The sequence below is a fragment of the Pseudomonas sp. B10(2017) genome, from assembly GCF_002113295.1.
Classification (GTDB): domain Bacteria; phylum Pseudomonadota; class Gammaproteobacteria; order Pseudomonadales; family Pseudomonadaceae; genus Aquipseudomonas; species Aquipseudomonas pudica.
The window spans coordinates 130,778-156,741 of record NZ_NEJU01000010.1 but is presented as its reverse complement, the minus strand read 5'-3'; the positions used below and the strand labels follow the sequence as shown (position 1 = coordinate 156,741).

Sequence of the window (25,964 nt, the reverse complement as noted above, 5' to 3'; positions counted from 1 at the left end):
AGCAAGGAAAGACCGGGAGCATGCCGTTGAGTTCAACTCTCATTTGCCAGACCGCCGGTCCGGTTTCATCTGCAGCCCAGTGGGTGCCTGATGTCTGACGGATATGAGCACGCCCTCGACTCCGCCGAGGGCCGACGAACGGCGCTGTATTCGGTACTCGGCCAAGTGCCCGCCGGCAAGGTGGTCAGCTATGGCCAGCTGGCCGAGCTGGCGGGGCTTGGGCGGGCGGCACGCTGGGTCGGGCGCACCCTCGGGCAACTGCCCACGGACACTCGCCTGCCCTGGCACCGGGTGCTTGGCGCTGGTGGCCGGCTGAGCCTGGCACTGGGTACCCCATCGGGGGATGAACAACGGGCGCGACTGCGCGCGGAGGGTGTCAATGTAACCAACAATCGTGTGGATATGACGCGCCATGGCTGGCGCCCGATGGAGCACAGCGGTTAGAGTGCGCGCTTTGTTTTCGCAAACTTGAGGCAGATGTTGGCCCATGCCCCGTAAAACCTGGCGCGCTGCGCTTGCTGCCTATGCCAGCCCGTCAACCTTGGTACTTTTGCTGCTCGGCTTCGCTGCCGGTCTGCCCTACATGCTGGTGTTTTCCACCCTTTCGGTGTGGTTGCGCGAAGCCGGCGTGGCCCGCGAGACCATCGGTTACGCCAGCCTGATCGGCCTGGCCTACGCCTTCAAGTGGGTATGGTCACCGCTGCTCGACCAATGGCGCCTGCCGCTGCTTGGCAGCCTGGGGCGTCGGCGTTCGTGGCTGCTGCTGTCGCAGGCACTGGTGGTGGTCGGGCTGGTCGGCATGAGCCTGTGCGACCCGCAGCAGCACCTGTCATGGCTGATCGCCCTGGCGGTGCTGGTGGCCTTCGCTTCGGCCACCCAGGACATCGCCGTCGATGCCTACCGCCTGGAAATCGCCGACGACCAGCGCCAGGCAGCGCTCGCCGCCAGCTACATGGCCGGCTACCGCGTGGCGGCCCTGCTGGCCACGGCAGGCGCACTGTTCTTCGCCGAGTGGTTCGGCTCCACCGGTTTCAGCTACCTGCACAAGGCCTGGGCCGGCACCTACGTCATGTTCGCGGTGATGATGCTGCCCGCCGTGTTCACCACCCTGATCATGCGCGAACCGCCCGTACCCATGCGTACCCAGCTGTCGGCAGCGCGTTATGGGCTGGTGCACCAACTGGCCTCGGTGTTCGTGCTGATCATCCTGCTGGTGTCGGTACCGGCCAGCTTCACCCAGATGTTCAATACCGGCTGGTCCAGCGTCATCTCCGGTGATGCCACGCCACTGGACCTGCTGCTGGAAGACCGCGCCTTCCTGCGCCTGATCCTCTATGTGCTGCTGACCTGGGCGTGCCTGTCGAGCCTGGGCCGTCGCGGCCTGGCGCCAGTGCTGACCCCGGTCAACGATTTCATTGCCCGCTACCGCTGGCAGGCCTTGCTGCTGCTCGGCCTGATCGCCACCTATCGCATGTCGGACACGGTGATGGGTGTGATGGCCAACGTGTTCTACATCGACATGGGCTTCACCAAGGACCAGATCGCCAGCGTCAGCAAGATTTTCGGCCTGATCATGACCCTGGTCGGCGCCGGGGTTGGTGGCCTGCTGATCGTGCGCTTCGGCATCATGCCGATCCTGTTCATCGGTGGTGCGGCCTCGGCGGGTACCAACATCCTGTTCCTGATGCTGGCCGACATGGGCCCGAACCTGCAGATGCTGGTGGTGACCATCTCGCTGGACAACTTCAGCTCAGGCATGGCCACCTCGGCCTTCGTCGCCTACCTGTCGAGCCTGACCAACCTGAAGTTCTCGGCTACCCAGTACGCGTTGCTCAGCTCGATCATGCTGCTGTTACCAAGGCTGATCGGCGGGTATTCGGGGGTCATGGTGGAGAAGTTCGGCTACCACGACTTCTTCCTGATCACTGCCCTGCTGGGCGTACCGACCCTGATCCTGATTGCCCTGCAGTGGCGCCAGGAGGCCGGGCCGGGCAAACCGGTGGCAGAGGAAGGTTCGGCGGCCGAGCGGCCCTGACAGGTTTGTATTGCCTGTACCGGCCTCTTCGCAGTACTAGGCTGCTCCTGCAGATACACAACAGCTCTGTAGGAGCAGCCTTGTGCTGCGAAGAGGCCGGTACAGGCAATGAAGTTTACTGAGCAACAGCCCCCTCACCAGGCCGTCTACCCACCACAAACCACAGTGGCCACAGCGCCAAGGCCCCCGCCACACCCGCCGCCAGGGCAAAGTGCAACAAGCTGGCCCCGGCGCCAATCATTGCCAGCACCGCCCCACCCAGCCCCAGCAAGGCGATGGTGATCATCCCCAGCATGGCCGAGACCAGCCCCTTGCTCTGCTCGCTGGCGAACAGCGTCATGCGATACAGCACCGCGTTGGCCACGCCCAAGCCCAGCGCGTACAGCGACATGCCCGCCACCACGCTGGTCACGCTCGGCCAGTGCCAGGTCGCCAGCACCATCAGGCAAAGGCCGGCCAGGTATGGCCACAACGCACCCCGCACCAGCGCCGACAGCGGATAACGGTCGGCTATGCGGTTGATGATCAGGTTGCCCAGAATCAGCCCGCCAAACACCGGCAACTGCCACAGCGCGTACTCCATGGTGCTCAGCCCCTCGTCGTGGATCAGCAGCACCGGCGACAGGCCGATCCAGCCAATCAGCGGCAGACCGACCAAGCCCAGGGCCGCGCTACCAGCGACAAAGCGGCGGTTGGCCAGCAACTGGCCGTAACCGGCCAGCAGCGGCAGCAGATGGATCGGCGTGAATGCCAGGCGCGAGCCATCGCGGCGCTCCACGCCAAGGGTTTCCGGCATCAGCCGGTACAGCAGCAGCCACGCCAGAACCGCGCCAATGGCAAAGGCCACGAACAGCCAGCGCCAGTCCAGCCACTGCAGCAGCAAGGTGCCCACCAGCGGCCCGAGCAGTGGCGAAAGCAAGGCGATATTGGCCAGCAGCGCCATCATGCGCACGGCGTCGGCTTCGCTGAAGGCTTCGTTCAGGGCCGGGTAGCTGACCGTGACCACGAAGCCCAGGCCGATGCCCTGCAGCAGGCGCAGCAAGTTGAACAGGCCAATGTCGTGGACCCAGAAGGTGGCCATGCAGGCCAGGCCGAAGAACGCGCAACCAATCAGCAGCAACGGGCGCCGGCCATAGCGGTCGGCCAGCGGGCCGATCAGCCATTGCAGCACCACGCCCCCCAGCAGGTACAGGTTGAGGGCGTGGGGAATGTATTCGGGGCTGGCGTTCAGATCGCCGACCACCACCGGCATGGCCGGCATGACGGCATCGCTGGCCAGGTAGGTGAGCAGCTCGAACAGGGCCAGGGTCAGGCCGAACAGCAAGGCGCGCAGTGGGGTGATGTACAGCAGTGGTTTCATGATGGCGTATCGGGTGTGGCAGCTGGGGTCAGGCTATATGCCAGAAATGGCGGGGTATTGCTGTGAACAAGTGTAAAAAACCGGGGCCGCTTCGCGCCCCATCGCCGGCAAGCCAGCTCCCACAGGGTTATCACAGTCTTCAGGCCTGTGTTGTACCTGTGGGAGCTGGCTTGCCGGCGATGGGGCGCGAAGCGGCCCCGGCTTCAACGCGGTATTACTGCGCTGCAGTCTCCTGCACCACACGAATCACCCGCTGTGGGAACGGAATGTCGATCCCTTCGGCCTTCAACCGGTCACGCGCATGCTCGTTGAGCATGAACATCACATCCCAGTAATCGGCGGTCTTGGTCCACAAGCGCAACGATACGGTGATAGAGCTGTCGCCCAGGGTCGCGACCACCGCCTGCGGCGCCGGGTCGGGCAGCACACGCGGGTCCTGCGCCAGCTCCAGCAGCACGTTACGGGCCTTCTGCAGGTCGGCCTCGTAGTCCACGCCCACATCGAACACCACCTTGCGCGTCGGCTGGCGGTTGGTGTTGGTGATGATGCCGTTGGACAGGCTGCCGTTGGGCATGATCACGGTCTTGTTGTCACCGGTGCGCAGCACGGTGTGGAAGATCTGGATGCTGTCGACGGTGCCGGCCACGCCTTGCGCCTCGATCCAGTCACCGATGCGGAACGGGCGGAAGAGCAGGATCAGCACACCACCGGCGAAGTTTGCCAGGCTGCCCTGCAACGCCAGACCGATGGCCAGCGTGGCACCACCAATCGCAGCCACGAACGAAGTGGTCTCAATGCCGATCATGGAGGCAACGCTGATCGCCAGCATGACCTTGAGGATGATGTTAGCCAGGGTGCGGATGAAGCCCTGCAGTGCCGGGTCTTGTACGCGCAAACCCACCAGCCTGGCGAGTCGATCACTGACCACGTTGGTAAGCCACCAGCCGATCGCCAAGGTCAGCAGTGCCAGCAGCAGGCGGCTGCCGTATTCCATGATCAAGGGGACCCAGGTCTGCGATTGGCGGACCAGCTGATCGACTTCAGCGTTCAAATCCATATTCATCTCCTGATGCCGCACGGCATGTACACGTATAGCAGGCCGCCGTAGGTTCGGCGGCCATGACCCCCATGGACATCATTACGCCATCGGGGTTCCGGACAACCCTGCGATCAGTCGCGGAAGTTGTTGAACTGCAGCGGCATGTCGAATTCCTTGGTACGCAGCAGGGCAATGGCCTCCTGCAGGTCGTCACGCTTTTTACCGGTAACGCGTACCTGCTCGCCCTGGATGGCGGCCTGCACTTTCAGCTTGGCATCCTTGATGGTGGCGACAATCTTCTTCGCCAGGTCCTTGTCGATGCCTTCGCGGAACTTGGCTTCCTGTTTCTTTTCCTTGCCCGAGGCGTACGGGTCCTTGGTTTCCAGGCACTTCACGTCGATCTTGCGCTTGACCAGCGCCAGGCGCAGGATTTCCAGCATCGCTTCGAGCTGGAACTCTTCCTCGGCGGTGAGCATCACGGTCTGCTCTTTGTCCTTGAACTCGAAGGTACCCTTGCCCTTGAGGTCGTAGCGGCGGTCCAGGTCCTTGATGGCGTTGTCGACCGCGTTCTGCACTTCGTGCTTGTCCAGTTCCGATACCACGTCGAACGAAGGCATGGTTGTTCTCCCAAAATAAAAGCGCGCTCAGGCTGAAGATGGAGCGCGCTGGGTTTGACGGTTAAAATGCGGGCTCATTATAACGGGTTGCGAAACGCATATGAGCAGCACCTGGCATATTCTCGGCGCCGGTAGCCTGGGCAGCCTGTGGGCTTGCCGCCTGGCGCGCGCGGGCAAGGCAGTACGCCTGATCCTGCGTGACGGGCAACGGCTGCAGGCCTATCAGCAGGCCGGCGGCCTTACCGTGGTCGAACAGGACCAGCCCCGCCACTACGCCATCCCCGCCGAAACCGCGCAGGCACACGGCCCGATCCATCGCCTGCTGGTGGCCTGCAAGGCCTACGACGCCGCCCCGGCCATTGCAGGCGTCGCAGCGCGCCTGGCCGAGGGCGCCGAAGTGGTGCTGCTGCAGAACGGCCTGGGCAGCCAGGACGAAGTCGCCGACCTGGTGCCCCACGCGCGCTGCATCTTCGCCTCCAGTACCGAAGGGGCGTTCCGCGAGGGTGACTGGCAGGTACGCTTTGCCGGCCACGGCTTCAACTGGCTGGGTGACCCACGCAACCCGACGATCCCGACCTGGTTCGATGACCTGCACGAGGCCGGCATCCCCGCCGAGTGGACGGTGGATATCCTCACTCGCCTGTGGCGCAAGCTGGCACTCAATTGCGCCATCAACCCGCTGACCGTGCTGCACGACTGCCAGAACGGCGGGCTGCTGGGGCACCTGGGCGAAGTTGACGCCCTCTGCGCCGAGCTGGCCCAACTGCTGCGCCGCTGTGGCCAGCCAGAGGCGGCGGATGGGCTGGACGAAGAAGTACAGCGGGTTATCCTCGCCACGGCTGCCAACTACTCTTCCATGTACCAGGATGTACGCGCTGGCCGGCGCACCGAAGTGCACTACCTGCTTGGCCACGCCTGCCGCGCCGCCGACCGCCACGGCCTGCAGTTGCCAGAGCTGGAACGCCTGCTGCGGCGCCTGGTCGATAACCTGCGCGGGCGTGGTTTGCCCTGCGACTGACGCGGCCCTTTCAACCGGATACGGACATTGCCTAGCCCATGACCTTGCGCCAACGCCTGGAAAACCTCCCGGTCGGGCAGAAGCTGCTGGCAGCCCTGCTGGTGTTGCTGGTGACCATCCTGCTGGTGGCCAACCTCACCTTCATCAGTGCCGCCTACTGGATCACCCAGGAAAGCATGGCGCCACAGGCGCTGCACACCATCGGCCGGCTGGTGGCCAACCCGCAGCTGGCGGCCCGCGCCGGCGATAGCCCGGACACCGCCAGCGCCCTGCTCAAGGAACTGGACAGCTACACGCCGCTGCGCGCCGCCGCCGTCTACGGGGGTGACGGCCGTATACTGGCGCAACTGCAGCACGGCGAGCCGCTGGCGCTGCCCAGGCGTTTTCGCGACATCGACGGCTGGCGCCTGATGGAGTTTCGCAGCACCCAGCTGATCCGCATGCCACGTGACGCCAACCCACCCGCGCACCTGTTGCTGGTGGCCAGCAGCGAACTGCCCACGGCCTTTTACACCGGCACCCTCAGCGCAAGCCTGGGCATCCTGGTATTCAGCATCCTGCTGTGGATAATCATCGCCCGGCAGATCAAACGCCTGATCACCCAGCCGATCAACCAACTCGAAGAGCTCAGCCGCCAGGTCACCCGCGAAGAGAGCTATGCCCTGCGTGCGCAGCGCGGCAACGACGACGAAATCGGCAGCCTGGCCGAAGCGTTCAACACCATGCTCTCGCGCATCGAGGCTCGCGAACAGCAGCTCAAGCGCACCCGCGACGAGTTCCAGGAAGCCTATGACCAGGCCCAGGGCCTGGCCGAGGAAACCCGCCACACCAACCGCAAGCTGGAACTGGAAGTCCAGGTGCGCAGCAAGATCGAGAAGAAACTCACCGGTTTCCAGAACTACCTCAACAGCATCATCGACTCGATGCCCTCGGCGCTGATCGCCCTCGATGAGCAGCTCTACGTGACCCAATGGAACCACGAAGCCACGGTGCTATCCGGCACGCCACTGGACGAAGCGCTGAACCAGCCGATCTTCATCGCCTTCGAACCGCTCAAGCCGTTCTTGCCGCAGTTGAAGGAAACTGTGGAGAAACACCGCGTTGCAAAGATCGAGCGGGTCACCTGGCCCAAGGGCGAAGACCTGCGCCACTACGCCCTGACCTTCTACCCGCTGACCGGTGGAGGCGGCCGTGGCGTGGTCATCCGCATCGACGACATCACCCAACGCCTGTCGTTGGAAGAAATGATGGTGCAATCGGAGAAGATGCTTTCGGTCGGAGGCCTGGCCGCCGGCATGGCCCATGAGATCAACAACCCGCTAGGCGCGATCCTGCACAACGTGCAGAACATTCGCCGGCGCCTGTCACCAGAGCTGCCGCGCAACCAGGAGCAGGCCGAAGAACTGGGCATCGACCTGCCCACGGTCAACCGCTACCTGGAGAGCCGCGAAGTGCCGCAATTGCTCGACGGCATCCAGCAGGCCGGTGCCCGGGCGGCAAAGATCGTCACCCACATGCTCAGTTTCAGCCGACGCAGCAACCGCCAACTGGCGCCGTGCGACCTGCCAGCGCTGATCGACCAGGCGGTGGAGATTGCAGGCAACGACTTCGACCTGGCCATCGGCTTCGACTTCAAGGGCCAGGCCATCGTGCGCCAGTTCGACCCCGAACTGGGGCCGGTGCCGTGCACTGCCAACGAACTGGAGCAGGTGCTGCTCAACCTGCTGAAAAACGCCGCCCAGGCTATTCACCAGCGACCACAGCCGAGCGAGCCTGGGCGCATCATCCTGCGCACCCGCTTGAGCCCGCCATGGGCGGAAATCCAGGTCGAGGACAACGGCGTCGGCATGCCCGAGGGGGTGCGCAAACGCACCTTCGAACCGTTCTTCACCACCAAGGAAATCGGCCAGGGCACCGGGCTGGGCCTGTCGGTCTCGTACTTCATCATCACCAACAACCACAAGGGGCAAATGGAAGTGCAATCCACGCCCGGCCAAGGTACCTGCTTCACCCTGCGCCTGCCCCTCGGCCAGCCGGCAGCGGTAGCGCCGGCCAAAACGGAGAAATGACATGGGCTACCGCCTGTCGAAGATCTACACCCGCACCGGCGACAAAGGCGAAACCGCCCTGGGCGACGGGCGCCGGGTACCCAAGGACCACCCACGGATCGAAGCGATTGGCGAGGTGGACAGCCTGAACAGCCAGCTGGGTTTGTTGCTGGCGGGGCTGGCCGAACAAGGATTGAGTGAAGTGAGCGCAGTGTTGGCGCCATGTCAGCACCGCCTGTTCGACCTTGGCGGTGAGTTGGCGATGCCCAGTTATCAGGCGCTGAACCTGGCGGAAGTGGAACGCCTGGAAGCAGCGATCGATGTGTGGAATGAAGAGCTGGGGCCGTTGAAGAACTTCATCTTGCCCAGCGGCTCGGCGCTGGTGGCGCAGGCGCATGTGTGCCGTAGCCTGGCGCGCAGTGCGGAGCGGCGGTGCCAGCAGCTGAATGCGCTGGAGCCGTTGGCGGGGGTTGGGTTGGCGTATATCAACCGGCTTTCGGACCTGCTGTTTGTGGCGGCGCGGATCATCGGACGGCGGCAGGGGGTGGCTGAGGTTTTGTGGCAGCCTGCACCAAAGCCGGAGGCTTGAGATTGCCGGGGCTGCTGTGCAGCCCTTCGCGGGCTTGCCCGCGAATGGGCCGCAAAGCGGCCCCAATTACAGGCGACTCAGATCTCGGGCCAGAACGCCCGGATCCCGGCAACACCCTGCGCCCCCGCTTCCCAGGCCTGCTCACGCTCGCCCGGCCCAACCCCACCCAGCAGGTAGACCGGCTTGTTGAAGCCGGCGATCAACCGCTGTGCCTCGTCCCACCCCAGCGGCACCGCCTCAGGGTGTGTCCGGGTTGCCTGCACCGGTGACAAGGTGACGAAGTCCACGCCCATCTGCTCCGCCAGCGCCAGCTCTTCGGCACTGTGGCAGGACGCCGCCAGCCAGCGCTCCTTGGGGAACGGCCGGCCGTTGGCGGCATATTTGCGCAGTTGTGCAGCCGTCAGGTGCCAACCCGCGGCAGGGAAGTCACCCAGCCACTCCAGCGGCCCCTTGAGCATCAGCTGCGCCTTGCCCGCGCACAGGCCGACCGCATCCACCGCCACATCGCGGTACTTGGGGTCGTACATGTCCGGGGCACGCAACTGGATCAGGCGAATTCCGCTGGCCACCGCCTTCTGGATGCCCTTGAGCATCTGCGGCACTTCCAGGCCATCTGGGGTGATCAGGTACTGGTCCGGCAGGCGCGCGGCTGCAACGATCGGCTTGTTGGCCTCGGGGAATTCGTACTGCGGCAAATCACGTGGGGCAACCCATTCCAGGGGTTGGCCCTCGGCGCCATGCGGCTCGCCGGTGAACGCCTGGACTTCGCGCACGTCCAGCAGCACCTGCTTGTCCGGGTAGTCGTGGCTGACCTTGATCAGCGCGCGCGAACGGCTCACCTCGATGCCCAGCTCCTCGCGCAGCTCGCGGGCCAGCGCCGCCTCGACGCCCTCACCCTCTTCCACCTTGCCGCCCGGGAATTCCCACAGGCCGCCCTGGTGCTGGGTATCAGCACGCCGCGCGATCAGAATGCGGCCGTCAGTACCGCGGATGACAGCGGCTACAACATGAATCCGTTTCACCCTTCACGCTCCGCCAGGCCAGCCTTCTGCCAGGCCTGGAAGGCCGGCCACTGGTAAATGGTTTCGATATAGGCCGCCGCCTCCGCAGGCACTTCCACGCGGTAAGTGCGCAGACGCACGGCCACCGGGGCGAAGAAGACATCGGCCAGGCTCGGCTTGCCGAACAGGAACGGGCCGCTGTCCTTGGCCACCAGCCGGCACTCGGACCACAGTGCAACGATACGGTCGATATCGATCTGAACCTCCAACGGCACGCTCTCCAGCGCCTGGTCGCGCGACAGGTCGAACGGCATGGCACCGCGCAAGGCGAAGAAGCCGCTGTGCATTTGTGCGCAGGCCGAACGGGCCTGTGCCCGGGCCGCCACGTCGGCAGGCCACAGCTGGGCGTCGGGGTGGCGTTCGTTGAGGTATTCGGCAATGGCCAGCGAGTCGGCGATCACACCGTGCTCGGTCTTGAGCAGCGGTACCTTGCCGGTGGCAGAGAAGGCGAGGATGCGCTGACGAGTGTCAGGCTGGTTGAGTTTGATCAGTGTTTCTTCGTAAGGCACGCCAGCCAGCTCGAGGGCCAGGGCGCCACGCAGCGACCAGGAGGAATACAGCTTGTCGCCGATGATCAGGTGATAGCTCATGGTTCGGCTCCATCGTTCAGGAATTTTGGGGCTGCTCTGCAGCCCTTTCGCGACACAAGGCCGCTCCCACATGCGGCGGTGTACGCAGGTCCTTGTGGGAACGGCCTTGTGTCGCGAAAGGGCCGCAGTGCGGCCCCAATTACATCAGGTACGGTACTCGGCGTTGATCTTCACGTACTCGTGGGACAGGTCGGTGGTCCAGATGGTTTCGCTGCACTGGCCACGGCCCAGTTCGATGCGGATGGTGATCTCTTCCTGGGCCATTACCTTGGCGCCCTGGTCTTCGGTGTAGCTCGGGCTGCGGCCGCCTTTGCTGGCAATGCACACGTTGTCCAGGTACACATCAATCAGGCTCACATCCAGCTCCGGTACGCCGGCACGGCCGACGGCAGCGAGGATACGGCCCCAGTTGGGGTCTGAAGCGAACAGCGCGGTCTTGATCAGCGGCGAGTGGGCCACGGCGTAGCCGACGTCCAGGCACTCCTGGTGGTTACCACCGCCGTTGACCTGCACGGTAACGAACTTGGTGGCGCCTTCGCCATCACGGACGATGGCCTGGGCTACTTCCATGCACACCTCGAACACCGCCTTCTTCAGCGCTTCGAACAATGCGCCGCTGGCTTCGGTAACTTCCGGCAGGTTGGCCTTGCCGGTGGCGATCAGCATGCAGCAGTCGTTGGTCGAGGTGTCGCCATCGATGGTGATGCGGTTGAACGACTTGTTGGCGCCGTCCAGCATCAGGTCCTTGAGTACCGCTGGGGCAACCTTGGCGTCGGTGGCGATGTAGCCGAGCATGGTAGCCATGTTCGGGCGGATCATGCCTGCACCCTTGCTGATGCCGGTGACGGTAATGGTCACGCCATCGTGCTGGAACTGGCGGCTGGCACCCTTGGGCAGGGTGTCGGTGGTCATGATGCCGGTGGCGGCTTCGGCCCAGTGGTTTTCCGACAGGTTGTCGAGGGCGGCCTGCAGCGCGCCTTCGATCTTCTCGACCGGCAGCGGCTCACCGATTACGCCGGTGGAGAACGGCAGTACCGATTCGGCCGGTACGCCGGCCAGTTCGGCCAACTTGGCGCAGGTGCGCTCGGCGGCGGCCAGGCCTGGCGCGCCGGTGCCGGCGTTGGCGTTACCGGTGTTGGTCAGCAGATAGCGCACGGTGCCCTGCACACGCTGCTTGGACAGGATCACCGGCGCTGCGCAGAAGGCGTTGAGGGTGAACACGCCAGCCACGCTGGAGCCTTCGGCGCAGCGCATGACCACCACATCCTTGCGCCCCGGGCGCTTGATGCCGGCGGAAGCGATGCCGAGTTCAAAACCCGGAACCGGGTGCAGGGTGGGCAAAGGACCAAGACCAACAGCCATTAGAGCGCTCCTAGAAAATACGGTTGATATCGAAAAACGGGGCCGCTTCGCGCCCCATCGCGACACAAGGCCGCTCCCACATAGGACGGCGCAGCGTTGCGGCTGTGCGCTATCCCTGTAGGAGCGGCCTTGTGTCGCGATAGGGCCGCACCGCGGCCCCAATTCAGGTCAGATCACTCGATCTGCCCGTGGCAATGCTTGAACTTCTTGCCCGAACCACACCAGCACGGCTCGTTGCGGCCCAGCTTCTGCTCGTTGCGCACCGGTGCCGAGGCAACGGCCACTTCTGCGCCCTCCTCGTTCAGCTGCTCGCTTTCCAGGCCCGGAGCAGCGGCGTGCTGGAACTGCATGCGGCTGGCCAGTTCCTCGGCCTCGCGGCGCAGGCGGGCTTCCTCTTCGACCGGGTCTTCGCGGCGTACCTGAACGTGCGACAGCACACGGATGGTGTCGCGCTTGATCGACTCGAGCAGCTCCTGGAACAGGCTGAAGGATTCGCGCTTGTACTCCTGCTTCGGGTTCTTCTGCGCATAACCACGCAGGTGGATACCGTGACGCAGGTGGTCCATGGTCGACAGGTGGTCTTTCCACAGGTCATCCAGCACGCGCAGCAGGATCTGCTTCTCGAAGGTACGCAGGGCTTCGATACCGGCCTGGTCTTCCTTCTCGGTGTACGCGGTGGTGATTTCGTTCAGCAGCTTCTCGCGCAGGGTCTCTTCGTAGAGGTGATCGTCCTCGTCGAGCCACTGCTGGATCGGCAGCTTCATGGCGAAATCGCTGGCAAGCGAAGCTTCCAGACCGGCCACGTCCCACTGCTCTGGCAGCGACTGCGGCGGAATGTGCTGGCTGATGGTAGCGTCCAGTACTTCCTTGCGGAATTCGACAATGGTGTCGCCAATGTTCTCGGCGGCCAGCAGGCTGTTGCGCATGTGGTAGATCACCTTGCGCTGCTCGTTGGCCACGTCGTCGTATTCCAGCAACTGCTTGCGGATGTCGAAGTTGCGGCCTTCGACCTTGCGCTGGGCCTTCTCGATGGCGTTGGTGACCATGCGGTGCTCGATGGCCTCGCCGGACTGCATGCCCAGCGCCTTCATGAAGTTCTTCACCCGGTCAGAGGCGAAGATACGCATCAGGCTGTCTTCCAGCGACAGGTAGAAGCGGCTGGAGCCCGGGTCGCCCTGGCGGCCGGAACGGCCACGCAGCTGGTTGTCGATACGACGCGACTCGTGGCGCTCGGAAGCGATCACATGCAGGCCACCCGTCTCGATCACCTGCTGGTGACGCTTCTGCCAGTCGGCCTTGATCTGGGCGATCTGCTCGGCGGTGGGGTTTTCAAGGGCAGCCACTTCGGCTTCCCAGTTACCGCCCAGCAGGATGTCGGTACCACGGCCGGCCATGTTGGTGGCGATGGTCAGGGCACCTGGCGCACCGGCTTGCGCGATGATCTCGGCTTCCTTCTCGTGATACTTCGCGTTGAGCACCTTGTGGTCGATACCTTCCTTCTTCAGGAGGTTGGACATGTGCTCGGAGGTTTCGATGGTCGCAGTACCCACCAGCACCGGGCGGCCCTGCTTCATGCTTTCCTTGATGTCGGCGATGATCGCGGCGTATTTCTCGTCGGCGGTCAGGTACACCAGGTCGTTGAAGTCTTTACGCGCCAACGGCTTGTTCGGCGGAATGACCATCACGTTGAGCCCGTAGATCGACTGGAACTCGAACGCTTCGGTGTCGGCGGTACCGGTCATGCCGGACAGCTTGGTATAAAGGCGGAAGTAGTTCTGGAAGGTGGTCGAAGCCAGGGTCTGGCTCTCGGCCTGGATGTTCAGGTTCTCTTTGGCTTCGATGGCCTGGTGCAGGCCTTCGGACAGACGACGGCCCGGCATGGTACGGCCGGTGTGCTCGTCGATCAGCAGCACCTGGCCGTCCTGGACAATGTATTCGATGTTGCGGTGGAACAGCTTGTGCGCGCGCAGGCCGGCGTAGACGTGGGTCAGCAGGCTCAGGTTATGCGCCGAGTACAGGCTCTCGCCCTCGGCCAGCAGGCCGGACTGGGTGAGCATCTCTTCGATGAACTGGTGACCGGCTTCGTTCAGCTCGACCTGACGGCTCTTCTCGTCGATGGTGAAGTGGCCTTCCTGGGTAACCTGGCCTTCGACCTCTTCGATGTGCTGGGTAAGGCGCGGGATCAGACGGTTGATCTCGATGTACAGCTTGGAGCTGTCCTCGGCCTGACCGGAGATGATCAGCGGGGTACGCGCTTCGTCGATGAGGATGGAGTCGACTTCGTCGATCACGGCGAAGTTCAGTTCACGCTGGAACTTCTCGTCCTGGCTGAACGCCATGTTGTCGCGCAGGTAGTCGAAACCGAATTCGTTGTTGGTGCCGTAGGTGATGTCGGCCGCGTAGGCGGCGCGCTTTTCTTCCGGCGGCTGGAAGGCCGAGACGATGCCGACCGACAGGCCGAGGAACTCGTAAAGCGGGCGCATCCAGTTGGCGTCGCGGCGGGCCAGGTAGTCGTTGACGGTGACCACGTGCACGCCCTTGCCGGACAATGCATTGAGGTACACGGCCAGGGTACCGACCAAGGTCTTGCCTTCACCGGTACGCATTTCTGCGATCATGCCCTCGTGCAGGGTCATGCCACCGATCAGCTGCACGTCGAAGTGGCGCATGCCCATCACGCGCTTGCCGGCCTCACGGGCCACGGCGAAGGCTTCAGGCAGCAACTGGTCCAGTGTCTCGCCTTTGGCCAGGCGCTCCTTGAACTCTGCGGTCTTGCCCCGCAGTTGCTCGTCGGAGAGGGCCACCATCTTCTCTTCGAGAGCATTGACGATGTTCACCGTCTTGAGCATGCGTTTGACTTCACGCTCGTTCTTGCTTCCAAAAAGTTTCTTTAACAAAGGCGCAAACATATCGGCAGGATCTTCCACACGTAGGGATGGAGGGCGGCCCCATGAGTCGCCCGTGCAGCCCTGAGGCCGCATGCGAACGAGCATTCTACCCGGAAACGATGGTGAGGAAAGTGGTGGATTTCCACGATGCTTGTACAGCGTTTTGGCGGGGGCTTGTTTTAGATAGGGGCATTCTCCTTGAGTTCAAGGTTCGGGAAGATGAAACGTATCGAGAATGAGTCTTGTCTTTTGTTATCTGTGCCGACCTCTTCGCGGGTAAACCCGCTTCCACAGGATCATCTACACACTAAGGCAGTGCCGTACCTGTGGGAGCGGGTTCACCCGCGAAGAGGCCAGTGCAGGCTGTGGGATGTTAGACTGCGGACCATGTAATCTCATGCGTACCCCCATGGCCTACAAACCCTCCCCCGCCCAGCCGCCCTCGGCCCTGCTTCGCCAGGTACGCCCGCTGCGCCTGCTGCTGAACCAGGCCGAACGCCTGGAACACCTGCAGCGTCTGCTGGAAAGCCAGTTGCAACCGGCTGCCCGCGAGCACTGCCATGTGGCGTCGTGGCGCGATGGCACATTGTTGCTGGTGGTAACCGACGGCCACTGGGCAACCCGCCTGCGCTATCAGCAGAAACGCCTGATGTCGGCATTACAGGCCATGGAAGCGTTCGCCAACCTCAGGCGCATCCTGTACAAGGTCCAGCCCCCGCTGGTGCCAGCCAAGCGTGGTGGCCATGCTGCGGAACTGTCCAATAACGCAGCCGAAAGCCTGCTCGATACGGCCGAGGGCATCACTGACCCAAGGCTGCGCGCAGCACTGGAACGATTGGCCGCCCACGCCCGGGACAAACCATAAAAAAGGCCACCCGAAGGTGGCCTCAATGAACTAGAGAGTGTTCGAACTTACACGGCCGCAACAGGGCGCATGTACGAGATCGGTGCCGTACTGGCATCTTCGAAGGTGACCACTTCCCAGGCATCGGTTTCGGCAATCAGCTTGCGCAGCAGCTGGTTGTTCAGCGCGTGGCCGGACTTGTAGCCCTTGAACTCGCCGATCAGGCTGTTGCCCAGCAGATAAAGGTCGCCAATGGCGTCGAGGATCTTGTGCTTGACGAATTCGTCATCGGAACGAAGGCCGTCTTCGTTGAGCACACCGGTCTCGTCGACCACGATGGCGTTCTCGACACTGCCACCCAGCGCAAGGTTGTGCTTGCGCAGGTACTCGATGTCACGCATGAAGCCGAAAGTACGGGCGCGGCTGACTTCCTTCACGAACGAGGTGCTGGAAAAATCGACGACCGCACTCTGGGTCTGGCCCTTGAGGACCGGATGATCGAAGTCGATCTCGAAGCTCACCTTGAAACCGTCGAAAGGCAGGAAAGTGGCGCGCTTGTCGCCCTCTTCCACGGTTACCTCACGCAGGATGCGGATGAACTTCTTGGCTGCGTCCTGTTCTTCCAGGCCGGCAGACTGAATCAGGAATACAAAGGGTCCGGCGCTGCCATCCATGATCGGCACTTCCGAGGCGGAGAGCTCGACGTAGGCGTTATCGATGCCCAGGCCCGCCATGGCGGAGAGCAGGTGCTCGACCGTATCGACCTTGACGTCACCGTTGACCAGCGTCGTCGACATGGTTGTCTCGCCGACGTTGGCCGCACGCGCCGGGATTTCGACCACAGGGTCGAGGTCGGCGCGGCGGAAGACGATGCCGGTGTCAACAGGTGCAGGCTTGAGGGTCAGGTAAACCTTCTCCCCGGAGTGCAGACCGACACCTGTGGCACGGATGGTATTCTTCAGGGTGCGTTGTTTAATCATGGCATTGGCCGCTTCAGCGCAAATTGCGAACAGGTATCAACAAAGGCTGGGGATGATAACAGACCCAACCTTTGATGAATACCAATCACCTTTATACCCCTGATAAATTCCATTAATCAGCCTGACGACGCAGGAATGCCGGGATATCGAGGTAGTCCAGGTCATCCTGAGGGTTCAGTTTAGCGGCCGCAGCGGCACCTGCATGGGCCTGGTTGCGCATTACGGTCGGGCGCTCCAGGTCACGGTAGTTGACCGCAGGCTGCTCCTGGCGTACCGGCGCCGGGTTGGAAGCCTCGTATGCCTGCTGCGCAGTCTGCAGGGTGTTGTCGACCACCTTCACAGGCTTCTCGATGCGCGCGCCCAGGCCGGTAGCCACTACGGTCACGTGCAACTCGTCACGCATGTCCGGGTCGATCACGGTGCCGACCTTGACCATGGCGTGGTCGGAGGCGAAGGCTTCGATGATGCTACCCACGTCGGAGTACTCGCCCAGCGACAGGTCAGGGCCTGCGGTGATGTTCACCAGAATGCCGCGGGCGCCCTGCAGGTTGACGTCTTCCAGCAGTGGGTTGCGGATCGCTGCTTCGGTGGCTTCACGCGCACGGTTCGGGCCGCTGGCGCAACCAGTACCCATCATGGCCATGCCCATTTCACCCATCACGGTACGCACGTCGGCGAAGTCGACGTTGATCATGCCCGGACGCTTGATGATATCGGAGATACCGCGCACGGCACCGGCCAGTACGTCGTCAGCCTTGGCGAAGGCGGACAGCAGGCTGGCATCCTTGCCCAGGATGGTCAGCAGCTTCTCGTTGGGGATGGTGATCAACGAGTCGACGCTTTCGGCCAGCATGCGGATGCCTTCATCGGCGATCTGCATGCGCTTGCGGCCTTCGAACGGGAACGGACGGGTCACCACGGCAACGGTGAGAATGCCCATTTCCTTGGCCACTTCGGCGATGATCGGCGCTGCACCGGTACCGGTACCGCCGCCCATGCCAGTGGTGATGAACACCATGTTGGTGCCCTGCAGCACTTCAGCGATGCGCTCACGGTCTTCCAGCGCGGCCTGGCGGCCGACTTCCGGATTGGCACCAGCACCCAGGCCCTTGGTCACGCCAGTGCCCAATTGCAGGATGGTGCGCGCGCCAATGTTTTTCAGCGCCTGGGCATCGGTGTTGGCGCAGATGAATTCCACGCCCTCGATGCTGCTCTTGACCATGTGGTTCACGGCGTTGCCGCCACCACCGCCAACACCGATCACTTTGATGACCGGGCTTTGCGGGACGTTGTCTACGAGCTCGAACATTTTCCCTCTCCTTACAGTTCTCTAGTTGTCGCGCCTACCACTACTGCTTTGAAACTTAGAAATTGCCCTGGACCCAGCGCTTGAAGCGTTCAAGCACTGGAGCCTTCGGTTCATCGCCATAGCTGTTGTTGCTGCTGTTGCCGGTCAGGGGCAGGTCTTCGGTCTGCTTCTGCAGGCCGTAGGTGAGCAAGCCCACACCGGTGGAATAGATCGGGTTGCGAACCACGTCGCTGAGCCCCCGAACGCTGTGCGGCACGCCCAGGCGTACCGGCATGTGGAAGATTTCCTCGGCCAGTTCCACGGCGCCTTCCATCTTGGCGGTGCCACCGGTAAGGACGATGCCGGCCGGCACCAGGTCCTCGTAGCCGCTGCGGCGCAGTTCGGCCTGGATCAGGGTAAAGAGCTCGTCGTAACGTGGCTCCACCACCTCGGCCAGGGCCTGGCGCGACAGCTCGCGCGGTGGGCGATCACCCACGCTCGGCACCTTGATGGTCTCGCCGGCGCCAGCCAGTTTGGCCAGGGCGCAGGCGTAGCGGATCTTGATTTCTTCGGCGTACTGGGTCGGGGTACGCAGGGCCATGGCGATGTCGTTGGTCACCTGGTCGCCGGCAATCGGGATCACCGCGGTGTGACGAATCGCGCCCTCGGTGAAGATGGCGATGTCGGTAGTGCCACCACCGATGTCCACCAGGCACACGCCCAGCTCTTTTTCATCGTCGGTCAGTACCGAGTAGGCCGAGGCCAGCTGCTCGAGGATGATGTCGTCGATTTCCAGGCCGCAGCGGCGTACGCATTTCTCGATGTTCTGCGCCGCGTTGACCGCGCAAGTGACCACGTGGACCTTGGCTTCCAGACGCACGCCAGACATGCCCAGCGGCTCGCGCACGCCTTCCTGGTTGTCGATCACGTAATCCTGCGGCAGGGTGTGCAGCACGCGCTGGTCGGCCGGGATGGCCACGGCCTGGGCGGCGTCGAGTACGCGCTCCAGGTCGGCCAGGCTGACCTCGCGGTCGCGGATGGCGACGATGCCGTGGGAGTTCAGGCTGCGAATGTGATTGCCGGCCACGCCGACGAAGGCCGAGTGGATGCGGCAGCCGGCCATCAGCTGCGCTTCTTCCACGGCGCGCTGGATCGACTGCACGGTGGACTCGATGTTCACCACCACGCCTTTTTTCAGGCCGCGGGACGGATGGGTACCGATCCCGACGATTTCCAGGGTGCCGTCCTCGCCCACTTCACCCACCAGCGCCACCACCTTGGAGGTGCCGATGTCCAGCCCGACGATCATTTTGCCGCTATGCGCGTTTGCCATGGTCCTGCCTCTCTCTAATTCTTCGCAACGGCGGGTTGGGCCGTCGTCGGTGCAATCGGTTCCCGCCAACCAACGGCAAGTCCGTTGGAGTAACGCAGATCAATGCGGGCGATAGTGCTGATCTGGTCTTTGAGTGTCTTGTCGTAAATGGCAATGAAACGGCGCATCTTCTCCACCAGATGGTCGCGCCCCAGCAGCAGCTCGATGCCCGGCCCGGCGCTGCTCGCGCCCGTGGTCAGGAACCAGCTGCCTCGCTCGCGCAGCTCCAGGCGAGCGATGGAAAAGCCCAGGGGGCGCAGCATCTGGCTCAATACCTGATACTGCTGCATCACTTGTTGCTGAGCACGCTGCGGCCCGGCCAGCTGCGGCAGGTGCTCGTAGTTGGCCAGTTCGCGCGGGGTGAAAGCCTGGCCCTGGTTGTTGAGCAAGGCTTCGTCACCCCAGCGCGCCACCGGCAACTGTTCTTCCAGGCGGATCACCACCTCATCGGGCCACACCCGGCGCACTTCGGCATGGGCAATCCACGGCATCTGCTCGAGCTCTGCGCGCATCGCCGGCAGGTCGACGCTGAAGAAGCTCGCTGCCACGTAGGGCGCGATACGCTGCTGCACCGACTGTTGGCTGATGTAGCTGAGATCGCCCTGCACATCGATCTTGGTGATCGGCCGGTCGGCGTACGGCATCAGGCGAATGGCGCCCTCGTAGGCGCCGAACCCGGCTGCCACCAGGACCACCGGCCACAGCAGACGCTTCAGGCCACCCAAGCTTGGCCGCGGCAGGCGCGCCGATACGGGCTCGTCGGCCACCAGCCGGCTGGCACCACGCGGTACCGGCTTGCTTCGGCCGGTAACGGGTTGCTGCTGACGTATCATCGCGCCTTGCATGGTCGTTAACCTCGCGTCGCCACGCTCTCGGCCAGGATCGCCAGCACCAGTTGCTGGAAGTCCAGGCCGGCCGCGCGGGCCGCCATGGGCACCAGGCTATGGTCGGTCATGCCGGGTGCGGTGTTGACTTCGAGCAGCCAGAACCGGCCCTGCTCGTCCTGCATCACGTCCAGCCGCCCCCAACCTTCGATACCGATGGCATCGCAGGCACGCGCGGTCAGGTCGATCAGTTCCTGTTCCTTGACGCTGTCCAGGCCGCACGGAATGCGATACTGGGTATCGTTGGCGATGTACTTGGCGTCGTAGTCGTAGAACACGTGTGGCGTACCCAGGGCGATCGGCGGCAGCACCTGTCCGCGCAATACCGCGACGGTGAACTCCGGCCCGTGGATCCACTGCTCCACCAGTACCTGGGAATCGTATTTAGCTGCGTCCTGCCAGGCGGCGACCAGTTCCTGGGCGCTGTTCACCTTGGCCATGCCGATGCTGGAACCTTCATGGGCGGGTTTGACGATAAGCGGGAAGCCCAGTTCCGTACTGGCCTGCAAACAATCGCTTTCGCTGGCCAGCACCGCGTGGCGCGGGGTCGGAATGCCCAGGCTCTGCCACACCTGCTTGGTACGCAGCTTGTCCATGGCCAGTGCCGAGGCAAGGATGCCACTGCCGGTGTAGGGGATACCCAGGCACTCCAACAGGCCCTGCATGCTGCCGTCCTCGCCGCCACGGCCGTGGAGGATGATGAAGGCGCGGTCGATCTTCTCGCTTTGCAGGCGATCGAGCAGGTCGTCACCCACGTCGATGGCGACCACGTCGACACCGGCGGTGGTCAGCGCGTCGATCACTGCGGCACCGGACTTGAGCGACACTTCGCGCTCGGCGCTTTTGCCGCCGTACAGCACTGCGACGCGGCCGAACGCCTTGACGTCCAGGCTCGAGTGCAGCTTGTCGTAGGCGCTGGTCATTTCGACTTCTCCTGCTTGGCGCCAGCGAACAGCGGGCTTTTCATCAATTGAGGGGCCAGGCCGCCGACATCACCGGCACCCTGGCAGATCAGGATGTCGCCAGCGCGCAGCAGTGGCTTGACCACTGGCGCCAGGTCGACGCCACGCTCGATGTAGATCGGGTCCAGCTTGCCGCGCTGGCGGATGCTATGGCACAGCTGGCGGCTGTCGGCACCGGGGATCGGCTCTTCTCCGGCCGGGTAGACTTCCATCAGCAGCAGCACGTTGGCATCGCCCAGCACCTGGACGAAATCGTCGTACAGGTCGCGGGTACGGCTGTAGCGGTGCGGCTGGTAGACGATCACCAGGCGACGGCTTGGCCAACCGCCGCGCACGGCCTGGATCACCGCAGCCACTTCGGTCGGGTGGTGGCCGTAATCGTCGACCAGCATCACGCTGCCGCCTTCGACCGGCAGTTCGCCGTACACCTGGAAGCGGCGGCCGACGCCCTGGAAGCCGGACAGGCCCTGAACGATGGCTTCGTCAGTGATGCCTTCGTCGGTGGCGATGGCAATGGTGGCCAAGGCGTTGAGCACGTTGTGGTTGCCGGGCATGTTCACCGACACCTCCAGCGGCTCGCGGTCGCGGCGCAGCACGGTGAAGTGGGTCTGCATGCCCATCTGGCGCACGTTGATGGCGCGGATGTCGGCCTCGTCGCTGAAGCCATAGGTCACGGTCGGGCGCTTGACCTGTGGCAGGATCTCGCGCACTACCGGGTCATCCAGGCACATCACGGCCAGGCCGTAGAACGGCAGGTTGTGCAGGAACTCGACGAAGGTCTTCTTCAGCTTGTTGAAGTCACCTTCGTAGGTCGCCATGTGGTCGGCGTCGATGTTGGTGACCACGGCAACCATTGGCTGCAAGTGCAGGAAGCTGGCATCGCTCTCGTCCGCTTCGGCAATCAGGTAGCGGCTGGTACCCAGCTGGGCATTGGTGCCGGCAGCGGTCAGGCGCCCACCGATGACGAAGGTCGGGTCCAGGCCGCCTGCGGCGAACACCGAGGCCAGCAGGCTGGTGGTGGTGGTCTTGCCGTGGGTGCCGGCAACGGCCACGCCATGGCGGTAGCGCATCAGTTCGGCGAGCATCTCGGCACGCGGCACCACCGGAATGCGCCGCTCGAGGGCGGTGGCGACTTCCGGGTTGGCCGGGTTGATGGCGCTGGACACCACCAGCACATCGGCGGTGGCGGCGTTCTCGGCGCGGTGGCCGACGAATATCTCGGCGCCGAACGATTCCAGGCGCTCGGTGACCGGCGAGGCCTTCAGGTCGGAGCCGGACACTTCATAGCCCAGGTTCAGCAACACTTCGGCAATGCCGCACATGCCCACGCCGCCGATACCGACGAAGTGGATACGGCGGATACGGCCCATCTTCGGCTGGGGCATGGCTTTCTGGCTCTCAACCATGGGCCACCTCCAGGCAGATATCGACCACGGTGCTGGTTGCGGCAGGTTTGGCCAGGCGCCGTGCGGTGCCTGCCATGACGTTGAGTTTCTCGGGTTGCATCAGCACCTCGTTCAGGCGTTCAGCGAGCTGCGCTGCGCCAGTTGTCGCTTGTGGCATCAGGAAGGCTGCGCCTTCCCGGGCCAGATATTGGGCATTGTGGGTCTGGTGGTCGTCGATCGCATGGGGCAACGGCACCAGCATCGAAGGCAGGCCCGCTGCCGCCAGCTCGCTGACGGTCAAGGCGCCGGCCCGGCACACGACAATGTCGGCCCAGCCATAGGCCTGGGCCATGTCCTTGATGAAGGGCTCTACCTGAGCTTCGACGCCCGCCTCGCGATAACGCTCGGCGGTGACCGGCGCATGTTGCTTGCCGGCTTGGTGGAATACCTCTGGCCGCAGCGCAGCGGGCACTTCGGACAAGGCCTTAGGCAACAATTTGTTCAATGGTTCCGAACCCAGGCTGCCGCCCATCACCAGCAGTCGCGCACGGCGCTCGGCCAGGGGCGCGCGCAGGGTATCCATGAACAATTCCGGGCGCACCGGGTTACCGGTGGTGCGCAGTTTGTCGCTGGCGGCGAAGGTGGCCGGGAAGGCTTCGCACACACGCGCAGCCAGCGGCAACAGCAGGCGGTTGGTGGTACCGGCGCGGGCGTTCTGCTCGTGGATCACCAGCGGTACACCGCACAGGCGTGCGGCCACGCCGCCGGGGCCGGTCACATAGCCACCGAAGCCGACCACGCATACCGGCTTGAGCTCACGCACGATACGCCGCGCCTGCAGTACGGCCTTGACCAGGGTGAACGGCGCCTTGAGCAAAGACAGCTTGCTCTTGCCGCGCAGGCCGCTGACCTGGATCAGGTGCAGCGGCAGGCCGGCCTGGGGCACCAGTTCGTTCTCGATACCACGCGGGGTGCCCAGCCAGTGCACGCTGTAACCGCGCGCCTGGAATTCACGGGCGCAGGCCAGGGCCGGGAACACGTGGCCCCCGGTACCGCCCGCCATGATCAGTACGTTCTTGCCGTCAGCGGCCATGATTGGTCTCCTCGGCAAAATCGCTTTCGCTGAATTCGTGTTCCTCACTGCCCAGGTGCGTGCGGCTTTCCCACTCGATTCGCAGCAACAGGCCCACGCAGGCACAGCAGATCACCAGCGAGCTGCCCCCGTAGCTGAGGAACGGCAGGGTCAGGCCCTTGGTCGGCAGCAGGCCGACGTTCACACCGATGTTGATCAGGAACTGGCCGATCCAGAGGAAGGCCAGGCCGAAGGCAACATAAGCGGCAAAGAACTGCTTGGCTTTTTCGGCCCACAGGCCGATGTACAGGGCACGCACAGTCACGAATACGAACAGCGCGATAGTCAGCAGCGAGCCGACCACGCCGAGTTCTTCGGCCAGTACCGAAAACACGAAGTCGGTGTGCGCTTCAGGCAGGTAGAACTGCTTCTGCACGCTGTTGCCAAGGCCAACGCCCAGCCACTCGCCACGGCCGAAGGCAATCAGCGCCTGGGTCAGCTGGTAGCCCGAGCCGAACTGGTCGGACCACGGGTCGGTAAAGGTAATCAGGCGCGCCATCCGGTAAGGCTGCGCCTGTACCAGGACGAACACCGCGACCACCGCCAGCACCACCATCAGGCTGAAGCGGAACAGCCCCACGCCGCCGAGGAACAGCATGGCCGCCGCCGCGCCCATCATTACCACGGTGGCACCGAAGTCCGGCTCCATCAGCAGCAGGGCGGCCATGGGCAGCAGTACGATGAACGGCTTGAAGAAGCCCATCCAGGTTTCGCGTACCTCGGTCTGTCGGCGCACCAGGTAGCCGGCCAGGTAGATGACCACGAACACCTTGGCGATTTCCGAAGGCTGCACGTTGAAGAAGCTGAAGCCGATCCAGCGCATGGACCCGTTCACTTCGCGGCCGATACCCGGTACCAGCACCAGTACCAACAGGCCGAAGGCACCCAGCAACATCAGGAAGCCCATGCGCTGCCAGGTGGCGATCGGCACCAGCATGGTGGCGCCACAGGCGACCAGGCCGAGGAACACGTACACCAGGTGGCGGAACATGTGGTAAAGAGGGTTGCCCGACTGCACCGCAGCCACCTCCGAAGACGCCGAGGTGATCATCACCAGGCCCAGGCCCAGCAATGCCAGGCAGCCAGCGAGCATCGCGAAGTCCAGATCGATGCCACGGCCGCTGATCAGCGGCGACGGATAGGGCTTGAGGATGCCAAAGATCATGCAAGGCCTCCCGCTGCCTGGGCGAACAGGCGCCCGCGTTCTTCGAAGTTCTTGAACATGTCGAGGCTGGCGCACGCCGGCGACAGCAGTACTGCATCACCCGCCTGGGCCAGTTCGGCGCATTGCTGCACGGCGTCGTCGAGGGTCTTGACGCGGACCAGTTGCACGCCATCGCCCAGGGCTTTGGCCAGGCGCTCGGCATCACGACCGAGCAGCACCACGGCGCGACAGAAGCGCTTGACCGGTTCGCGCAGCGCGGCGAAGTCGGCGCCCTTGCCATCGCCACCGGCGATCAGCACCAGCTTGCCTTCGATGTCGGCACCCAGGCCTTCGATGGCGGCCAGGGCAGCACCGACGTTGGTGGCCTTGGAATCGTCGTACCAGTTCACACCATTGCGCTCGCGCACCCACTGGCAACGGTGGGCCAGGCCGCCGAACTCGCGCAGCGCCTCGAGCATCGGCTCGAACGCCAGGCCGGCAGCATGCCCCAGGGCCAGCGCCGCCAAGGCGTTGCTCTGGTTGTGGGCACCGCGAATCTTCAGCTCACGTGCAGGCATCAGCGTCTCGAACTCGAACGCCAGGTATTTCTCGCCGTCGACTTCGCGCAGGCCGAAGGCCTTGAAGTCCGGCTGATTCAGGCCGAAGGTCCAGCATGGGCGGCCTTCCACCGGCAGCGGTCGGCTCAGGGCGTCCTGGCGGTTGACCACGACCTGGCGGGCACCACGGAAGATCCGGTGCTTGGCCAGGTGGTAGGCCGGCAGGCCGCTGTAGCGGTCCATGTGGTCTTCGCTGATGTTCAACACGGTGGCCACTTCGGCGTTGAGCTGGTCGGTGGTTTCCAGCTGGAAGCTGGACAGTTCCAGCACGTACAGCTCGACGTCATCGGCCAGCAGGTCCAGCGCCGGGGTACCGAGGTTGCCGCCCACCGCCACGCGCTTGCCAGCCTTGGCGGCCATTTCGCCGACCAGGGTGGTTACCGTGCTCTTGGCGTTGGAGCCGCTGATAGCGATGATCGGGGCCTTGGCGTTGCGGGCGAACAGTTCGATGTCACCGGACAGCTTCACGCCACGTGCGGCCGCCTGCTGCAAGGCCGGGGTGGCCAGGGCCAGGCCAGGGCTGACGTACAGCTCGTTGGCGCGGCACAGGAAGTCCACGTCCAGTTCACCACAGCGCACTTCCACCTGCGGGTAATCACGGCGCAGGGTGTCCAGTTCCGGCGGTTGCTCGCGGGTGTCGGCGACCGCAAAGGCAATGCCCCGGCTCGCCAGGAAGCGAACCAGGGACATGCCGCTCTTGCCGAGGCCGACAACGATGCGGAATTGGTCGGAAGCGATCAGGGACACGC

The 25,964-nt window shown here is 63.9% G+C and carries 22 protein-coding genes; 6 read left to right on the top strand and 16 right to left on the bottom strand.

Translation table 11 applies throughout. The features are described from left to right. Positions 1–90: 90 nt before the first annotated feature. Both CAF92_RS14585 and CAF92_RS14580 read left to right on the top strand, forming a co-directional pair. Entirely contained in the window at positions 91–444 is a 354-nt protein-coding gene (locus CAF92_RS14585; protein WP_080958524.1) for an MGMT family protein, read from the top strand. A gap of 43 nt (positions 445–487) precedes the next feature. Further along, positions 488–2,035: an AmpG family muropeptide MFS transporter gene (locus tag CAF92_RS14580; protein WP_046616544.1), complete on the top strand. Its 1,548-nt coding sequence runs from the start codon at positions 488–490 to the stop codon at positions 2,033–2,035. A gap of 115 nt (positions 2,036–2,150) precedes the next feature. Here the strand turns inward: CAF92_RS14580 and CAF92_RS14575 are convergent, their stop codons facing one another. The 3 genes from CAF92_RS14575 to CAF92_RS14565 form a co-directional block, all read right to left on the bottom strand. Next, entirely contained in the window at positions 2,151–3,395 is a 1,245-nt protein-coding gene (locus tag CAF92_RS14575; protein ID WP_085601208.1) for an MFS transporter, read from the bottom strand. 214 nt (positions 3,396–3,609) lie between these two features. Next, a complete protein-coding gene (locus tag CAF92_RS14570; RefSeq protein ID WP_046616540.1) occupies positions 3,610–4,452 on the bottom strand; it encodes a mechanosensitive ion channel family protein in 843 nt (280 codons plus the stop codon). Between the two features lie 113 nt (positions 4,453–4,565). Then, positions 4,566–5,051, bottom strand: a complete 486-nt coding sequence (locus CAF92_RS14565; protein ID WP_013974099.1) for a YajQ family cyclic di-GMP-binding protein — start codon at positions 5,049–5,051, stop codon at positions 4,566–4,568. Positions 5,052–5,151: 100 nt separating this feature from the next. On the opposite strand from CAF92_RS14565, the gene CAF92_RS14560 reads away from it, so the two are divergent. The 3 genes from CAF92_RS14560 to CAF92_RS14550 are packed head-to-tail and all read left to right on the top strand — an operon-like array spanning position 5,152 to position 8,706. Beyond that, complete coding sequence (locus CAF92_RS14560) at positions 5,152–6,069, top strand: putative 2-dehydropantoate 2-reductase (protein ID WP_046616539.1); 918 nt, start codon at positions 5,152–5,154, stop codon at positions 6,067–6,069. Between the two features lie 38 nt (positions 6,070–6,107). Then, positions 6,108–8,138, top strand: coding sequence for an ATP-binding protein (locus CAF92_RS14555; RefSeq protein WP_046616537.1), 2,031 nt, complete (start codon positions 6,108–6,110; stop codon positions 8,136–8,138). Between the two features lies 1 nt (position 8,139). Continuing rightward, positions 8,140–8,706 (top strand): cob(I)yrinic acid a,c-diamide adenosyltransferase, encoded by a 567-nt coding sequence (locus CAF92_RS14550; RefSeq protein ID WP_085601207.1) that lies wholly within the window; start codon positions 8,140–8,142, stop codon positions 8,704–8,706. Positions 8,707–8,783: 77 nt separating this feature from the next. Here CAF92_RS14550 and CAF92_RS14545 read toward each other — a convergent pair whose 3' ends face one another. The 4 genes from CAF92_RS14545 to secA all read right to left on the bottom strand — a co-directional run bounded on the left by CAF92_RS14545 (position 8,784) and on the right by secA (position 14,628). Continuing rightward, positions 8,784–9,728 carry a Nudix family hydrolase gene (locus CAF92_RS14545; protein WP_046616535.1) on the bottom strand — a complete coding sequence of 315 codons (945 nt, stop codon included), beginning with the start codon at positions 9,726–9,728 and terminating at the stop codon, positions 8,784–8,786. After that, the gene (locus CAF92_RS14540; RefSeq protein WP_046616533.1) at positions 9,725–10,357 is read right to left on the bottom strand and encodes a glutathione S-transferase family protein; all 633 of its coding nucleotides are present in this window, start codon (positions 10,355–10,357) and stop codon (positions 9,725–9,727) included. The genes CAF92_RS14545 and CAF92_RS14540 overlap by 4 nt, the downstream gene beginning before the upstream one ends. 144 nt (positions 10,358–10,501) lie before the next feature. Continuing rightward, a complete protein-coding gene (gene argJ, locus CAF92_RS14535; RefSeq protein WP_046616532.1) occupies positions 10,502–11,719 on the bottom strand; it encodes a bifunctional glutamate N-acetyltransferase/amino-acid acetyltransferase ArgJ in 1,218 nt (405 codons plus the stop codon). 173 nt (positions 11,720–11,892) lie between these two features. After that, positions 11,893–14,628: a preprotein translocase subunit SecA gene (secA, locus tag CAF92_RS14530; protein WP_046616531.1), complete on the bottom strand. Its 2,736-nt coding sequence runs from the start codon at positions 14,626–14,628 to the stop codon at positions 11,893–11,895. A 388-nt stretch (positions 14,629–15,016) separates the two neighbouring features. Here secA and CAF92_RS14520 point away from each other — a divergent pair, with 388 nt between their 5' ends. Next, positions 15,017–15,472: a DUF721 domain-containing protein gene (locus tag CAF92_RS14520; protein WP_085601205.1), complete on the top strand. Its 456-nt coding sequence runs from the start codon at positions 15,017–15,019 to the stop codon at positions 15,470–15,472. A 47-nt stretch (positions 15,473–15,519) separates the two neighbouring features. On the opposite strand, the gene lpxC is transcribed toward CAF92_RS14520, so the two are convergent. From lpxC to murD, 9 genes are all read right to left on the bottom strand, one after another. Next, complete coding sequence (gene lpxC, locus CAF92_RS14515) at positions 15,520–16,431, bottom strand: UDP-3-O-acyl-N-acetylglucosamine deacetylase (RefSeq protein ID WP_003260771.1); 912 nt, start codon at positions 16,429–16,431, stop codon at positions 15,520–15,522. Between the two features lie 112 nt (positions 16,432–16,543). Continuing rightward, positions 16,544–17,740 carry a cell division protein FtsZ gene (gene ftsZ / locus CAF92_RS14510; protein WP_003251871.1) on the bottom strand — a complete coding sequence of 399 codons (1,197 nt, stop codon included), beginning with the start codon at positions 17,738–17,740 and terminating at the stop codon, positions 16,544–16,546. A gap of 55 nt (positions 17,741–17,795) precedes the next feature. After that, positions 17,796–19,052, bottom strand: a complete 1,257-nt coding sequence (gene ftsA, locus CAF92_RS14505; RefSeq protein WP_015271706.1) for a cell division protein FtsA — start codon at positions 19,050–19,052, stop codon at positions 17,796–17,798. A 14-nt stretch (positions 19,053–19,066) separates the two neighbouring features. After that, entirely contained in the window at positions 19,067–19,936 is an 870-nt protein-coding gene (locus CAF92_RS14500) for a cell division protein FtsQ/DivIB (protein ID WP_046616529.1), read from the bottom strand. Positions 19,937–19,941: 5 nt separating this feature from the next. Continuing rightward, a complete protein-coding gene (locus CAF92_RS14495) occupies positions 19,942–20,898 on the bottom strand; it encodes a D-alanine--D-alanine ligase (RefSeq protein ID WP_085601204.1) in 957 nt (318 codons plus the stop codon). Then, positions 20,895–22,343: a UDP-N-acetylmuramate--L-alanine ligase gene (murC, locus tag CAF92_RS14490; RefSeq protein WP_046616527.1), complete on the bottom strand. Its 1,449-nt coding sequence runs from the start codon at positions 22,341–22,343 to the stop codon at positions 20,895–20,897. Before murC ends, CAF92_RS14495 begins: the two co-directional genes overlap by 4 nt. Further along, positions 22,336–23,415: an undecaprenyldiphospho-muramoylpentapeptide beta-N-acetylglucosaminyltransferase gene (murG, locus tag CAF92_RS14485; RefSeq protein WP_046616525.1), complete on the bottom strand. Its 1,080-nt coding sequence runs from the start codon at positions 23,413–23,415 to the stop codon at positions 22,336–22,338. The genes murC and murG overlap by 8 nt, the downstream gene beginning before the upstream one ends. Continuing rightward, the gene (gene ftsW / locus CAF92_RS14480) at positions 23,405–24,619 is read right to left on the bottom strand and encodes a putative lipid II flippase FtsW (protein ID WP_046616524.1); all 1,215 of its coding nucleotides are present in this window, start codon (positions 24,617–24,619) and stop codon (positions 23,405–23,407) included. Before ftsW ends, murG begins: the two co-directional genes overlap by 11 nt. Further along, positions 24,616–25,962 carry a UDP-N-acetylmuramoyl-L-alanine--D-glutamate ligase gene (gene murD, locus CAF92_RS14475; RefSeq protein ID WP_085601226.1) on the bottom strand — a complete coding sequence of 449 codons (1,347 nt, stop codon included), beginning with the start codon at positions 25,960–25,962 and terminating at the stop codon, positions 24,616–24,618. Before murD ends, ftsW begins: the two co-directional genes overlap by 4 nt. Between the last annotated feature and the right edge of the window lie 2 nt (positions 25,963–25,964).